We start from the raw sequence: 16,119 nt of genomic DNA, 5'->3' as shown, positions 1-16,119 counted from the left end.
CGCTAAAGGGCACTCGTTAAGAGTGTCCTTTTCTTTTGAATGGGAATGATATTTAAAACTTTTAAAAATTCTGTATTTTTGATAAACTGAAAACATCGCTCATTTTAGGGGAGGAGGATATAAATGAAAGTATTTTTTAATTTAGCTTGGTTTTTTAAACAAGAAAAACGAGCGTACATAATCGGAATTATTTTGTTATTTGGAGTAGCGTTGCTTGAACTTGTAGCACCAAAAGTAATCGGGATCGTCGTAGACGAAATTAATAATCAAACATTAACATCTGAAAAATTGTTGAAATGGGTTATTCTTTTAGTCGTTGTAGGGATTACTATGTATGTATTACGATATGTATGGCGCATTATGATTTTTGGGTCGTCTCTAAAGCTAGCCCGCCAATTACGAAAGAAATTATATGAACATTTTACAAATATGAGCCCATCTTTCTATCAATCACATCGTACAGGTGATTTAATGGCGCATGCGACAAATGACATTCAAGCGATACAGCAAACGGCTGGAGCGGGTGTTTTAACACTTGTAGATTCATTAGCTGTAGGTGGATGTGTATTAGTAGCTATGGGATTTACGATTAGCTGGAAGTTAACGTTGTTAAGTTTAATTCCAATGCCAATTGTAGCAATTTCGACTAATTATTACGGCACTTTACTACATAGACGTTTTCATAAAGCGCAACAAGCTTTTTCTGAGATCAATGATAAAGTACAAGAAAGTATGAGTGGAATGAAGGTAATTCGTTCACTCGGACAAGAAAAAGAAGATTTACAAGCATTTCGAAAAAAATCAGAAGATGTTGTACAGAAAAATATGTTAGTAGCCCGTATTGATTCGCTATTTGATCCAACAATTGCTCTTATTGTCGGGTTTTCATTTTTAATTGCGATTTGCTACGGATCACTTTTAGTTGTACGGGGTGAATTAACAGTAGGTGAATTAGTTACATTTACAACATATTTAGGAACTCTCGTTTGGCCGATGTTAGCCTTTGGGTGGTTGTTTAATATTATGGAGCGCGGGCGTGCATCGTATGACCGTGTAGAAAAAATATTATCTCACACTTCAGATGTTGCGGATAAAGAGAGTGCTATAGATGAAATAGCAAGTGGTGATATTGCATTTGCGATTGATACATTTTCTTATAAGAAAAATGAAACGTTGAATTTAAAAGATATTCATTTTAATTTAAGAAAAGGTGAAACGTTAGGAATTGTTGGTCGTACGGGCGCAGGGAAGACGACACTATTAAAATGTTTAATTCGGGAATATGACCATTTTAGTGGGGAATTAAAAGTAGGCGAGCAAGATATTCGTAATATGACACTTCATGGTATACGTTCCGCAATTTCATATGTACCGCAAGATCATTTTTTATGTTCGGCAAGTATAGGTGAAAATATTGCTTTCGGAAAATCGGATGCTACATATAAAGAAATTACGTGTGTCGCTGACATCGCTTGTATTCATGAGGACATCGTTCAATTCCCAGAAGGGTATGATACGGTAGTAGGCGAGCGAGGAGTTTCATTATCGGGTGGACAAAAACAGCGGATTTCTATTGCACGTGCACTACTAACAAATGCTGAAATTTTAATTTTAGATGATTGTTTATCGGCAGTAGATGCAAAAACAGAAGAAACAATTTTAACTGCACTGAAACGAGAAAGAGCAGAAAAAACGACGATTATTACAGCGCATCGTTTAAGTGCGATTCAACATGCGAATCTTATTCTTGTTGTTGATGAAGGGGGAATTGTGCAGCGAGGAACACATGAACAACTAATGGAACAAAATGGTTGGTATAAAGAGATGTATGAAAGCCAGCAGCTAGAGGCGTTAGTTGAGAAAGGAGGCATATAATGGCTGAGAAAAAACAAAACGACTTATGGCGATTACTTTCCTATATGAAACCGTATAAAAGGTTATTATCATTGGCATTTTTATTTTTAGTTGGTGCAACTGTGGCAGAAATGATGGGGCCGTTTTTAATCAAACAGTTCCTTGATGAACACTTAGTGCCACGTAATTTTGAACAATCAGCACTTGTAACTTTATTTGTTGTGTATATGAGTGCTCACTTGTTAAAAGTTTTGTTTACGTATTTGAATTTATTATATTTTCAAAATATAGCGTTTAAAATTGTGCAAGACATGCGTGTTGAAGTATATGATCATGTTCAAAAGTTATCGCTAAGTTTCTTTGATCGGACACCAATTGGTACTCTCGTATCGCGAATAACGAATGATACAGAAGCGATAAAAGATTTTTATGTAAGTGTATTATCAACATTTGTGAAAAATGTAGTGTTTTTAATCGGTATTTTAGTGGCGATGTTTTTACTTGATGTGAAATTAGCGCTATGTTCGGTTTTATTAATTCCAATTATGTTTACAATTATGGCTATGTATCGCCGGAAAAGCTCGGCTTTTTATTTAGAAGTTCGTAATCAATTGAGTATTTTAAATGCAAAGTTAAATGAATCAATTCAAGGAATGAATATTGTTCAAGTGTTCAGGCAAGAAAAGAGGATGCGAAAAGAATTTGAAGAAGTGAATAATAAGCATTACAGTGCTGGTCGTCGTACATTAAAATTAGACGCATTATTTTTACGTCCAGCAACAGACCTTGTTCATATTATAGCAATTGCATTAGTTCTTGGATTGTTTGGAATAGACGCTTTGAAGAGCCCGGTTGAAGTTGGGGTGCTATATGCTTTCGTTAATTATATTCATCGTTTCTTCCAACCTGTAAATGAAATGATGATGAAATTATCTTTCTTCCAACAAGCACTTGTTTCATCATCACGTGTATTTCATTTAATGGATGAAAAAGATTTAGCCCCTGTTCAAAAAGGGAATGGAAATCCGCAAGTAGTCGACGGAGAAATTGAGTTTAAAGATGTTACCTTTTCATATGATGGGAAACGTGATGTTTTAAAAAATGTATCTTTCCATGTGAAACAAGGGCAAACGGTTGCTTTTGTTGGGCATACTGGAAGTGGGAAAAGTACTATTATGAATTTGTTAATGAGGTTTTACAATATTAAATCAGGGAATATCGTAATCGATGGTGTGAGTTTAGAGGATTTTGAGGAACAGGAAATTCGAAGGAAAATCGGTTTAGTTCTACAAGATGCATTTTTATTTGCTGGGAATGTGAAGCAAAACATCCGCATGTATAATGAGGGGATTACGGATGAAGAGGTAGAAGAAGCTGCACGTTTTGTGCAAGCGAATACGTTTATTGAGAAGTTACCAGAGCAGTATGATACAGAAGTAGTAGAAAGAGGAGCTACATTTTCAAGTGGTCAAAGGCAGTTGATTGCTTTTGCTAGAACGATAGCGACAAACCCTAAAATATTAGTATTAGATGAAGCAACGGCTAATATTGATACGGAAACAGAAGAAGCAATTCAAACAGCGTTGCAACGAATGAGAAAAGGAAGAACAACGATAGCGATTGCACATAGATTATCTACAATACAAGATGCAGATCAAATATTTGTAATGCATGAAGGGGAAATTGTAGAGAGAGGAACACATCAAGAATTACTTAGTAAACAAGGATTGTATTATAATATGTATTTACTTCAAAATAAAGGAAGCCTTCAAAAAGCCCTGTAGTTTCAGGGCTTTTTTCTATTTTATTCTAGTAAAGGTAGTGTCCCTTTACTAAGGTTGTACATACTTTATATAAGATAAAACATAATTTTGATAGGAGAGTTAGCATGCAAAATAGATCCAGTTCAAATGTTACGTTCATCGATGTTTCTCATTGGGAAGGAAGTATTGATTGGAATGCTGTGAAGGCATCTGGAATTCAAGCAGCATACGCAAAAGCGACGGAAGGCGTGAATTTTGTTGATCCTACCTTCGTTCAAAATATACAAGCGGCGAGAAGTGCTGGTGTATTAATAGGTGCTTATCACTTTGCGCATCCGGAGCAAAATAATGCAATTTCGGAAGCGGATTATTTTGTGAATATTTTAAAAAATAATCCGATAGATCTAATCCCTGTTTTAGATTTAGAATCACCAATAGATCCTAGTAAAAGTAATTTAACAGGGACAGCTATATCTAATTGGGCAAGAACTTTCATAAATTATGTGAAACAAGCTACTGGAAAAGGGGTAATGTTATATACAGGAGTCTGGTATATTAATGAGTTTGGAGTTAGTGGACTAAGTGATGTACCACTTTGGATTGCAAGATATTCTAGTACACCACCTACTGATTGTGGTGGATGGACGGAGTGGACAGCATGGCAATATACGGATTCTGGCCAAGTTTCAGGTGTAGGGAATTGTGATATGTCAGTAGCAATTTCTCTAGACGCATTAAAAGGTAGTAATGAAAGTGAAGGGGGCAGTAATGGAGGTACCCAACCTGCTAATGCAACTCCAGTATACGGTAATGCTGTAATTAATGGAGATAACGTCAATTTACGAAGTGGTCCCTCTATACAATCTAGTATAATCCGGCAATTAAATCGTGGTGAATCGTATAAAGTGTGGGGAGAACAAAATGGATGGCTTTGTTTAGGGACAAATGAATGGATTTATTATGATTCTAGTTATATTCAATATGGTGTATAATAAATGGAACAAAAAAGGTTTCTATGTGAGGAATAGCTGTCAAATTAACAAAAACAAGCCCGATGTTTTCAATATCGAGCTTGTTTTTGTCAAATATATAATACGAATTTTTACATTTGGGCATGCTCAATCTATCTCACGTAAAATGGATACTTCAAAAAGTTCTAGAACTAATAGAATTATCCCACCTCCACATTTCAAAACTCCCATTTCCATTTCTATACTGTTTTCTCTGCTTTGTTATATTACGATATAATAAATCTGTATGTTTCCATTATAGTAAGTGCTTGCGTAATTATATTTATATATATCTATGGAATAGTTAGATTATAAAGCTAATGGACATTTAGTTTTTTTGTTTTGTGTGTCCGCTTCATCAGGAAAATAATAGATTCTTGAAAGACTTTTGTAATATTTATGAGAGAGAAATGAAAGATTTGTTAGATATTATAAAAACAATGGCAATCTAGTTATGGAGTGATAATAACTTTCCAGTTAGAGACTTTAGAGCAAGCATCTGCAAATCAAGATAAATGGTGGGGAATATTTGCCCCTGAAGACTACGTTAGCTATGAGTTAGTACCTTTGGCATAAAGCAGCTGTTAAATCTATCTAACTATATTACGTATTGTTCAATATATTTGCTAATTAGTTGAAGTAAAAGCACATGAAGGAAAATTAGATTATACATCAAATGGAGGGGAATTTATGAAAAGAAAAATATTGGCTATAGCTGCTGTAACTGTCCTGTCCTAACAGCTCCTATCCAAAGTGTGGCATTTGCACATGAAAATGACCACCAATATGATCCACCTATTGCTCAAAGGTGGTCAGCAGAATCTATACATAATGAAGGAGTAAGCTCTCATTTATGGATTGTAAACAAAGCCATAGATATTATGTCTCAGAATACGACTGTTGTGAAGCCAAATGAGACAGCTCTATTAAATGAATGGCATATTGATTTGGAGAAAGGTATTTATTCAGCGGATTATGAAAACCCGTATTATGATAATTCCACATTCGCCTCACACTTCTATGATCCTGATTCAGGAAGTACGTACATTCCATTTGCCAAACAAGCAAAGCAAACAGGAGCGAAATATTTTAAATTAGCTGGTGAAGCTTATCAAAATAAAGATTTGAAAAATGCATTCTTTTATTTAGGATTATCGCTTCATTATTTAGGGGATGTGAACCAGCCTATGCATGCAGCAAACTTTACAAATATTTCGTATCCATTTGGCTTTCATTCAAAATATGAAAACTTCGTCGATACAGTTAAAGACAATTATAGAGTAACAGATGGAAATGGTTATTGGAATTGGCAAAGTGTAAATCCAGAAGATTGGGTTCATGCGTCGGCAATAGCTGCAAAAACTGACTTTCCATCAATTGTTAATAGTAAGACGAAAGGTTGGTTTATGAAAGCGGCTGTGTCACAAGACTCTGCTGATAAATGGCGTACTGAGGTGACACCAGTAACGGGGAAACGCTTAATAGAAGCGCAACGTATTACAGCTGGATATATCCATTTATGGTTTGATACGTACGTGAATCACCAATAAGAAATAAACCTACACATGAAGCAAATTACGTATGACAAAAATGAATATGAAAAGAGAGGAACTTTTACCAGAAAGGCCCTCTCTTTCTTTTTTTATTAAGTTCATTCGATCTATCTATGCATACCAATCATGTTTAGTATACAAATTTTCTGTGCAACCAGGATATCCTTAGTAAGGTACGGCAACATTTCTACGAATAATCCACCGTATCTAAAAAATTCCCCATTTTTGACTTGGAAAAGTTTCGCATTAATATAGTTTTATTCTAAATTGAAAAATGTTGCTTGTTGAGTGCTGCCAATCATTACATATCATTTATTTAGTTTAAAATGAAGGTGGGGTCACTGAAAATAATATAATTGCAATTTCGCTAAAATTATTTTCCCATTTATGTTTCAAATTTGCTGGTATTTTTACACTATCACCAGCTTCTAATAAATATTGTTCTTCATTTAGATGTAACAAGATTTTTCCTTCCAAAATAACTGCAACTTCCTCACCTTTATGTTCCAGAGGATTTTCTGACGAAGAGGTATTTGGAGGAACATTCATAATCGCTGTTGCCAAATTACCAGTGCAATCAGGTGATAATAGCTCATAAGATAAATTACCAACAATCATTTTCTTACGGTTATTGGATTTTACGATTAAATCATCTGTATTTGTTTCTTCGATAAAAAAACTAAATGTTGGAACATCAAGGGCTTTAGCTAAGAGCTTTAGGGTTTGTATAGAAGGATTTGCTAATCCTCGCTCAAGTTGGCTTAACATAGAAGGTGTAATAGCAGCTAATTTTGCTAAATCCTTACTGCTCAATCCTTTTTCTTTTCTATATTTTTGTACTTTTATTCCAATATCTATATTTTCCATGACGATACTCCTTAAAAAAAATGTTAAATAATATTTTAAAAAATTTAATTCAATTAAATATAATCAATCTTTTTATGTTAAACTGTCTTAAAATATACTTAATTATAATTTAATATTCACATTGCTACAAGAGAATAAGGAGGATCAGATAAATGAAGGAGATTGAAAGCAAAGATCTTCAAACTTGGAAAGAGCAATATCCTTTATTAAATAAACTTATTTCGATGGAGGAAGTATTTTGGATCAATCCTAATATCGAAAAGTTTGAAACAGGGATTAAAAAAACTACACTTACTCAAGAGGATGTAAGGGATGCAGAAGAAAGATTGAAACGTTTCGCTCCATATATAGCCAAAGTATTCCCTGAAACAAAAGAAATGAATGGTATCATAGAATCTCCTTTAGTGAAAATTTCTTCCATGAAACAGTCTTTAGAGCAGGAATATCAAACAACTATATCAGGTGAGTTATTACTAAAATGTGATAGTCATCTTCCTATATCAGGATCTATTAAGGCAAGGGGAGGAATTTATGAGGTTCTTAAACATGCCGAGGATTTAGCTATTAAACATAACTTATTAACTAAACAAGATTATTATTCAATTTTAGATAGTGAAACGTTTCGTAATTTCTTTTCAAATTACTCTATTGTGGTAGGGTCAACTGGAAATCTAGGGGTTAGCATTGGTATTATGAGTGCAAAGTTAGGGTTTAATGTGACAGTTCATATGTCTGCAGATGCGAAACAATGGAAAAAAGATTTGCTTCGAAGTAAAAATGTCACGGTTATTGAGTACAAAGGTGATTATAATAAGGCTGTTAAGGAAGGGAGAAAACAAGCGGCTGAGGATCCTATGTGCTATTTTATCGATGATGAAAACTCCCGCCATTTATTTTTAGGATATGGAGTAGCAGCCGCACGTTTACAAAAACAATTAGAAGAGCTGCAAATAACTGTAGATAAGGATCATCCATTATTTGTTTATCTACCGTGTGGAGTAGGTAGTGGCCCGGGCGGAGTAGCATTTGGTTTGAAATTATTGTATCAAGATTATGTCCACATTTTCTTTGCAGAGCCTACTCATTCTCCATGTATGTTACTCGGTTTAATGACTGGACTTCACGAAAAAATCGCTGTACAAGATGTTGGTATAGATAATGTAACAGCTGCAGATGGACTTGCTGTCGGAAGACCATCTGGGTTTGTAGGTAAAACTATGGAACCATTTTTAAGTGGGAATTATACAATTAGTGATGAGGAGTTGTATATATTGTTAAAGCAACTAGTCGATACAGTAGGGATTTATTTAGAGCCTTCTGCATTAGCAGGTATGATTGGACCGATTAAATTATGTAAAGATGGAATGAATTATTTACTGAAGCACAGTTTAACAGAAAAAATGGACAATGGTACACATATTATTTGGGGAACAGGTGGAAGCATGGTTCCTAAAGAATTGATGTCACAATATTATCAAAAAGGATTGAAATTAGCACTAGAGAAACCGCTCGTAATGGGGGAAGTTTTGTAAGGGTAAATAGATAGATTTTTTTATTATAGAGGATAAAGTAGAGGCAATTGTATGAAAAAAAGAATTGTAATTATAGAAGATGAAGATAATATCCGGGAAATATGCAGGCAGTACTTAGAAAGAGAAGGATATGAAGTATATACCGCTGTAAACGGAATAGAAGGTTGGAACTTATTTCAACAATATCAACCAGATATCATTATTTTAGATTTGATGATGCCGAAAAAAGATGGTTGGGAATTATGTGAGGAAATTCGCCAACACTCTAATGTTCCTATTATTATGTTAACCGCTAGGGGAGAAGAAAGAGATCGAATTTTGGGATTAACAATGGGTGCGGATGATTATGTAACAAAGCCGTTCTCACCTCGTGAATTAGTATTAAGGGTACAAATTATTTTAAGACGAGGAAATCATGCAACAGTACAAACACAAGAACCAGTATCGGAAATGATCGAGTTTTTAAATTTGAAGATTTGTCCAACGAAAAGGCGTGTATTTGTTTGTGAACATGAAATTGAACTAACAGTGAAAGAATTTGAGGTGCTTTATTTAATGGCAAAACATCCAAAACAAGTATTTTCACGCTCTCAACTTCTTGAAAAAGTTTGGGGGTTTGAATATGAAGGATGTACAAATGCGGTAACTGTGTTAATGAGTCGTTTACGTGAAAAATTGGAGAAGCATGCAACAAAAGACCGTTGGATTCATACAGTTTGGGGAATTGGCTATCGTTTTGATCCGAAGGAAGGAAATGAAGCATGAAACTACGTAATCAATTGTTATTAATGAATCTATTAAGTACAAGTATCATGTTAATTTCTATCTGGTATAGTGAAAGACGAATGTTACTTAGACCGGAACAAACAAAGCTATTAATAGTAATTGTGATGGTAGCAATGATTGTTTCAACGATTATTTACTGGTTAATGACACGTCCTATTATGAGATCTATTCAAAATTTAATTGCATTAACTCAACAATTTAGTGATAGGCGATTTGGGACGATGTATATAATAGGAAAAGAACCGGAAGAATTTAAAGAATTAGCGAAAGCTTTTCAACAAATGGCTAAAAAATTGGAAGAAAGCTTTGCTAAATTAGAAAAAGGAGAAAAAGCACGTACAGAGCTGATAGCAAATATTTCTCATGACTTACGGACTCCTATGGCTAGCATACAATTGATGATAGAAGCGTTACAAGATGATTTAGTTGAGGATCCTAACATGAGAATGCAGTACTTAACGACAATCTTAAACGAAATACAAAGATTAAGCGGATTAATTAATAATTTATTTGAGCTTTCTAAGTTAGAACTTGGACAAGAAGCATTTCATCCAAGTTTAACACATGTAGATAGTATTCTATTAAGAGTACTAGATTCTCATTCTATTTTATTGAAGGAAAAAGATATCCATTTGCAATTGTACGTTTCAGATTCATTGCCACGACTTTGGATTATGCCATGTAAAATAGCTCGGGTTATTAGTAATTTGTTACATAATGCAATTCGGCATTCTCCTACGTTTGGAACAATCGAGTTGATTATAGAGGAAGATAAGCAAAAACAGCGAGTTCAATTCATTTTGCGTGATGAAGGTGAGGGGATTTCTATAAATAATCAATTACGCATATTTGAACGTTTTTTTAGAACGGATCCATCAAGAAGTTCACAATCTGGAGGGTCTGGACTCGGATTAGCCATTGCAAAATCGCTAGTTGAAATACACAAGGGAGAAATTGGTGTTCGGAATCGTCCGGATGGGAAACAGGGGTGTGAATTTTGGTTTACTCTTCCCATTACATCAGAAAAGAAATGAGACGGTTGAAAGACTTTTGTAATAGTTAAGTTATGTTATAGAAATGATAGACCTTCTTGTTAACATACATGTAAGTATGTTACAGAAGGTTTTTTTACTTTATCTGTCTTATTTAGATGAAAAATGGAATATCTTTCTTTTTCAGAGTGTTAATATTAGTATGTTGCTAATTTGCACCTGATTTCAACAGTATAAACCTAAACTATCATATGCATGAAAGGAAATTGATAATAAAGGAGTTTTAGCTTTTATTATATTAGTTTTACATCAGTCAGGAAGGTAAAAGTTCTTGACAAAAAAGTCAGTTAAGTAACAACTCTAATGTACATAACACCACTTATCAGCAATCAATATATTTGGAACCCTTGAAAAGTTCCCTTTAAGATCTGAAGGGACTTTTTGCTCATATAATTCTCGTTTTCAGTTGTTATTTTGCCTAATTTTAAAGAAGAATAAGCTCCGTTATTTTCATTAAGCATATCATGTAAAAGACTGCAAAATATTTATAGTAAGTAGGTGAAAATATGACATTCGATTCTCCGCGTATTATAGCCCTCCCAGGAATGAGTATGGGCGGTTTTTCAGGAATGGGTATGGGTGGTTTCCCAGGAATGGGTATGGGTGGTTTCCCAGGAATGGGTATGGGTGGTTTCCCAGGAATGGGTATGGGTGGTTTCCCAGGAATGGGTATGGGTGGTTTCCCAGGAATGGGCATGGGTGGTTTCCCAGGAATGGGTATGGGTGGTTTCCCAGGAATGGGTATGGGTGGTTTCCCTAGAATGGGTATGGGCGATTTTCCTGAAATAGGTATACCAGTATGCTATAATCTTGATTGCTAGTACTTTATATCAAAATATAAATGACAATAAGGGTAGCACCGCATCGGTATCAAGCTAACAAAAAGAAATATCCCAAAAATGAAAAAACACGTTATTCTTTCTGTAGAATCATAGGGAAGGATAGCGTTTTTTATATGTCTATGTTTGCATCTGACGAATCCAAGAGTTATCAAAGGTGCTCCTTCGCTTGTTTAACCTCCTACAGCAAAACGGACGGAAATCTCATCGATATGAGAAAAAACGGAGGAAATCTTGAAACGCGCTTTTGCTCTTGCAGATGCCTATGACCTTGATAAGCTACATCCAATACGATGATAAAGATTTATTATACTGCTGCACAGGTGTACTGTATGCAGGGGAATCACGAAACCGCATTGGATATGTTGCAAAAGTATGTGTCTGTTTGTACTTTGAATTTTTCTCTATATGAGTTACATTGCGATTCTTATTTTGATGACCTTGATGGCTGGTTCGAGGAATTCAAGCTAGGAACCAAGACCGTTCGAAATGAAAAAATCATCAAAGCAAGTATGATGCAAGGTACTGTAGAAAATCCTCTATTTGCTACTTTGGCGGAACGTCCGAAGTATAAGAGTATCGTTGGAACCTTAAAATTCAAATTGGGGATGAACGAACATGAAAAACATTTATAAGAATGCATTGAAATTTTCACTTTGTATGTTACCAATTGGTATCATTGCCGGAGTGTTGAGTGGAATGTATAGCTTTTTACCGATTAATAAGGAAATGGGGGAACAGATATTAGCGCAGATGCCAAAAGAAACGTATATTCTGATTTCGGTTATTCAGGTGTGCGTTTTATGTGTGGGTATTATGGGGTTTTTCGGTTATATTTTAGCTGATAAGGTAAACCTGCTCAAAAAGCTGACATGTATCATTTTCGCTAATATCCATTCTTTAAGCGATTTATTATAATGAATTGTTACTCCATTTACATCACTTGTTGTGAAACCGTCATAATGAATACTAAGAAAGAGATCAGCTGATTTATTTTGAGCAATAGCTACGCGATTTTTTAATGATACAAACGTGTCATCTTCACGTGTTAAAATTACAGTCATTCCTTTTTCCTCAAGTTTTTTTTGAATGTTTTTAGCTGTTTTGAGAGTTATATCTTTTTCTCTCGTTCCATTTGGTCCAATAGATTCAGGATCATTTCCTCCATGTCCTAGATCTATGATTATAACTTTTTCTGAATTTCGATCTTCATTAATGGTTCCTTTCGCCTTTGAACTTAATAAAAAATAAACTGATACAAAACCTATAAATATCAGTTTAGGATATATAATTTTTTTTTTATAAAAAAACCTTCCTTGGTCAATTTGTTTTTGGTTAATATGTTTACAATTAATAGATTTGGTTAAAGTAAAAATAATAACGCGAGTGTTATAAAACCCCTACAAATATAACAATGTATACGGTATATTGATAAAATTCTCTTTGGTTAACCGTCTGAAATGCTGTCATACCTTTTGGGTATGCTTATATGATAAAAGTTTTATGTAAAGATAAAGTGCAGATAACATGCATTTTTTTAAAAGATTGTTATCTGTAAAAGGGGGGAGCACACACATTCATCAACTGAAAGTATATGTTTGTAGAGAAGCTGGTTTTTCTATGTGATTTTTTATAGGGATCCCAACAGAAAAATGGGTTCTGGTGCAAAGTTTCTTCACACACAAAATGATTGAGCTGGTTGCTGCTAAATGGTCACCATACATGCCTATCAACTTAAGAACGGAAACAAAATGAGCTTTCGTTCAAATGAACTAAAAAACTCTTAAAATACTTTTTGTCTTTAAAAATGAGCATGCCAAATAAACCTCAATCAATCAAATTTCAAAAATTATGCAGCTCTCTTTTGTTTTCCAAATCCACTATACTCATAGACAACACCCATAATATCAAAGACTGTTCTCTTCTCATATCTGTGAGATTTTCGCCCATTTGTCTGTAGTAGGTGGAATAGGCGGATTAGAATCATTAAGGGGATTAGTATTAATTTGATTAAACTTTATTTTGAACCAACAGTAATAGTTGTTATAGGAAAAACAGGGAAATGTAATAAAATAAAAAACTATTGACCACTGTCTAAAGGAGCGAGTTGTATGAATGTTAAAATAGACGAAAAAACAATTACAACAGATCGGCTTTATTTGAGAAAAATAAGTTTAGAAGATATTGATGATATTTATAATATCGTAAAAAAAGATACCGTCGGTAAATGGCTTGCAGCATCTAGAGGAATGACAAAAGAAGAAGCAACAATGTATGTTGAAAAGTTCATAGATCATTGGAATCAATATGGCTTTGGTGTATGGGCAGTTTTAAATAAATGTACAGGGAAAATTATAGGGCATTGCGGCTTAAGATAGTTATGTAGATCAAAAAGAAGAGGAAGTTGAAATTATGTATCTTTTAGATCCTGAATTTTGGGGAAGAGGTTATGCAACAGAAGCTGCAAAAGCATCTATACAGTATGCTGCTAACTCGATAGAAATTAAAAAACTAATTGCGAGAATTAAAATTACAAATGATAAATCAAAAAAGGTATTAGAGACCCTAGGATTCCAATTTGCTTATGATAAAGATTACCAAGGAAAACAACTATCACATTATGAAATAAAATTGCAGTCATAAACAATTTTTAAGAACAGTATTCATGTAAATGTAATTAAATTCTTATATTCAATATTTTTTTATACTTCTTATTAAGAATGCTTATGATGATTAATCAGATCGCTTGTTTAACAACAGCGAGCCTTTTTACGTATGTAAACCTTGGTTAGTTTATGTTGGCTTCTGTTTTCGAATTTTATGTCATCAACGCTTATATTAAGATAACAAAATGTAGAAAAGTAAAAATTTCGTTTAGGGGGTATCTCAAGACCTTAGCTTGATGGGCGTGGGCAGCACCACACATCCATCAAGTGTAGAAGAAAAATTTTTCTATAATGTTTATGGAAGGTGAAATCGTTATTCATAATATAATGATATTATGGGTTATTTATGGTTTATGTTCCTATATTTATATGTAATTTTACATATCCAAATGAAGTAAAATGATACATAAAATACCATTAAATTATATTAGAAATATTTTTTAGCAAGAGATTAATATAAATCAATGAAAAAAATTATATTTTAGGTGTAATTATCGTAGTGTAATTATTTTACTTAGTGAAATTGTTAATTGTATTTAACTTTTTTAAATATAATTTTTTTATAATGTTAATATAAAATATCTGAATTATCAAATATGAATGATAGAATTTTATTGTTTACTTATCAAAAACATAGTGTTTAAATGAGGGAGAAGTAAGGTCCTTACATTCTATGAGAAGTAAATAATAACGAGAGTTTAACACTCTATCCGAAAGGTTCTCCTTCCTCAATTGTGCAAGGAGAGAGCCTAGCGCTAGGTCGTTCAAGATGTATGAATAAGATTGTAAAAAGACAATAGTGAAGAGGTGTACGGAATGAAAAATAAAATAATTAAAGGATTTTTAATAACATCAATTGTTACTGGGGCGACTATTCCTATCAATACTCTCGCAACGCCAATCGTTCAGGCAGAAACGCAACAAGAGAACACGGATATTTCCTCATCATTACGAAAATTAGGTGCACAATCTAAATTAATCCAAACATATATAGATCAATCTTTAATGAGTCCTAATGTACAGCTAGAGGAAGTCCCAGCTTTAAATACAAATCAATTCCTAATCAAACAAGATATGAAGGAATGGTCATCGGAACTCTATCCACAGTTAATTCTATTAAATTCAAAAAGTAAAGGATTTGTAACGAAATTTAATAGCTATTACCCGACATTAAAATCGTTTGTAGACAATAAAGAAGATAGAGAAGGGTTTTTGGATAGACTTGAAGTTCTTCAAGAAATGGCTATGACGAATCAAGAAAACGCGCAAAGACAAATTAATGAATTAACAGATCTTAAATTACAGCTTGATAAAAAATTAAAAGATTTCGATACTGATGTGGCAACTGCGCAAGGCATACTAAGTACAGATGGAACAGGAAAAATAGATCAGTTAAAAAATGAAATATTAAATACCAAAAAAGCAATTCAAAATGATTTACAACAAATTGCATTAATACCAGGGGCTTTAAATGAACAGGGATTTGCTATATTCAAAGAAGTTTATAGTCTTTCAAAAGAAATTATTGAACCGGCTGCTCAAGCAGGGATGGCAGCGTATAACAAAGGAAAAGAAATTAATAACTCTATTTTAGAAGCAGAGACAAAAGCAGCGCAAGAAGCGAAAGAACAAGGTAAAACTGCTCTAGAGATTGAATCGGCCAAAAAAGCAGCTCGTGAAGCAATTGAGAAAAGCAAACAAGGTGAAATAGCTGCAGCTGCAGCCGCAAAAACGCAAGAGTATGACCTGATGAAAGCCATTGATACTGAAAAGATTAAAAAAACATTTGGTGTCTTCGCTGAAGTAAATAAATTAACAGCAGAGCAGCGAGCATATTTAGATGACTTAGAGAAACAAAACCAAAAAATATATGATTTAACAACGAAACTATCAATAGCAGATTTACAAAAATCAATGCTTCTTCTTACGCAAAATGATTTGCATACGTTTGCAAATCAAGTAGATGTAGAACTTGACTTACTAAAGCGCTATAAAGAAGATTTGGACCTAATAAAAAATAGCATTACAAAATTATCTACTAATGTTGATACAACTAACCAGCAGTCTCAAAAAGATACATTAAGACAATTAAAAAATGTAATAAGTTACCTTGAAGAACAGGTATATAAATTTTAATATTATGTTTTTTAAAAAAACTACAAAGATTATAAGAATCTAGCGAAAGAAGGAGAAGGAG

The 16,119-nt window shown here is 33.6% G+C and carries 10 protein-coding genes and 3 pseudogenes; 11 read left to right on the top strand and 2 right to left on the bottom strand.

What is annotated here, in order from left to right; genetic code table 11:
* The first annotated feature begins 123 nt into the window (after positions 1 to 123).
* The 4 genes and pseudogenes from DJ93_RS03555 (at position 124) to DJ93_RS03540 (ending at position 6,177) form a co-directional block, all read left to right on the top strand.
* The gene (locus DJ93_RS03555; RefSeq protein WP_042979214.1) at positions 124 to 1,875 is read left to right on the top strand and encodes an ABC transporter transmembrane domain-containing protein; all 1,752 of its coding nucleotides are present in this window, start codon (positions 124 to 126) and stop codon (positions 1,873 to 1,875) included.
* Positions 1,875 to 3,638 carry an ABC transporter ATP-binding protein gene (locus DJ93_RS03550; RefSeq protein ID WP_042979213.1) on the top strand — a complete coding sequence of 588 codons (1,764 nt, stop codon included), beginning with the start codon at positions 1,875 to 1,877 and terminating at the stop codon, positions 3,636 to 3,638. Before DJ93_RS03555 ends, DJ93_RS03550 begins: the two co-directional genes overlap by 1 nt.
* A 104-nt stretch (positions 3,639 to 3,742) precedes the next feature.
* Positions 3,743 to 4,600: pseudogene (locus DJ93_RS03545) on the top strand (GH25 family lysozyme); the annotation flags it as partial.
* 717 nt (positions 4,601 to 5,317) lie between these two features.
* Positions 5,318 to 6,177, top strand: a pseudogene (locus tag DJ93_RS03540) (phospholipase C).
* Between the two features lie 324 nt (positions 6,178 to 6,501).
* Here DJ93_RS03540 and DJ93_RS03535 read toward each other — a convergent pair.
* Complete coding sequence (locus tag DJ93_RS03535) at positions 6,502 to 7,047, bottom strand: helix-turn-helix domain-containing protein (protein WP_042979212.1); 546 nt, start codon at positions 7,045 to 7,047, stop codon at positions 6,502 to 6,504.
* A 152-nt stretch (positions 7,048 to 7,199) separates the two neighbouring features.
* Here DJ93_RS03535 and DJ93_RS03530 point away from each other — a divergent pair, with 152 nt between their 5' ends.
* The 5 genes from DJ93_RS03530 (at position 7,200) to DJ93_RS03510 (ending at position 11,891) form a co-directional block, all read left to right on the top strand.
* Positions 7,200 to 8,579, top strand: a complete 1,380-nt coding sequence (locus tag DJ93_RS03530) for a D-serine ammonia-lyase (RefSeq protein WP_042979211.1) — start codon at positions 7,200 to 7,202, stop codon at positions 8,577 to 8,579.
* A 51-nt stretch (positions 8,580 to 8,630) separates the two neighbouring features.
* On the top strand, positions 8,631 to 9,344 hold the full coding sequence (locus DJ93_RS03525; protein ID WP_042979210.1) for a response regulator transcription factor: 714 nt from the start codon (positions 8,631 to 8,633) through the stop codon (positions 9,342 to 9,344).
* Positions 9,341 to 10,399: a sensor histidine kinase gene (locus DJ93_RS03520; protein WP_042979209.1), complete on the top strand. Its 1,059-nt coding sequence runs from the start codon at positions 9,341 to 9,343 to the stop codon at positions 10,397 to 10,399. The genes DJ93_RS03525 and DJ93_RS03520 overlap by 4 nt, the downstream gene beginning before the upstream one ends.
* A 524-nt stretch (positions 10,400 to 10,923) precedes the next feature.
* Positions 10,924 to 11,238 carry a hypothetical protein gene (locus tag DJ93_RS03515; protein WP_241484260.1) on the top strand — a complete coding sequence of 105 codons (315 nt, stop codon included), beginning with the start codon at positions 10,924 to 10,926 and terminating at the stop codon, positions 11,236 to 11,238.
* 350 nt (positions 11,239 to 11,588) lie between these two features.
* Positions 11,589 to 11,891 carry a hypothetical protein gene (locus DJ93_RS03510; protein ID WP_052109527.1) on the top strand — a complete coding sequence of 101 codons (303 nt, stop codon included), beginning with the start codon at positions 11,589 to 11,591 and terminating at the stop codon, positions 11,889 to 11,891.
* 195 nt (positions 11,892 to 12,086) lie between these two features.
* Here the strand turns inward: DJ93_RS03510 and DJ93_RS29990 are convergent, their stop codons facing one another.
* Entirely contained in the window at positions 12,087 to 12,401 is a 315-nt protein-coding gene (locus DJ93_RS29990) for an N-acetylmuramoyl-L-alanine amidase family protein (RefSeq protein ID WP_241484336.1), read from the bottom strand.
* Positions 12,402 to 13,367: 966 nt separating this feature from the next.
* Here DJ93_RS29990 and DJ93_RS03500 point away from each other — a divergent pair.
* Together DJ93_RS03500 and hblC are read left to right on the top strand one after the other, a co-directional pair.
* Positions 13,368 to 13,899 (top strand): annotated as a pseudogene (locus DJ93_RS03500) (GNAT family N-acetyltransferase).
* A gap of 839 nt (positions 13,900 to 14,738) precedes the next feature.
* The gene (hblC, locus tag DJ93_RS03495) at positions 14,739 to 16,058 is read left to right on the top strand and encodes a hemolytic enterotoxin HBL lytic component L2 (protein WP_042979207.1); all 1,320 of its coding nucleotides are present in this window, start codon (positions 14,739 to 14,741) and stop codon (positions 16,056 to 16,058) included.
* The last annotated feature ends 61 nt before the right edge of the window (positions 16,059 to 16,119 follow it).

Origin of the sequence: Bacillus clarus, from assembly GCF_000746925.1 — a bacterium.
Lineage (GTDB): Bacteria > Bacillota > Bacilli > Bacillales > Bacillaceae_G > Bacillus_A > Bacillus_A clarus.
The sequence above is the reverse complement of the archived record's forward strand: the minus strand, read 5'-3'. Positions and strand labels throughout refer to the sequence as shown.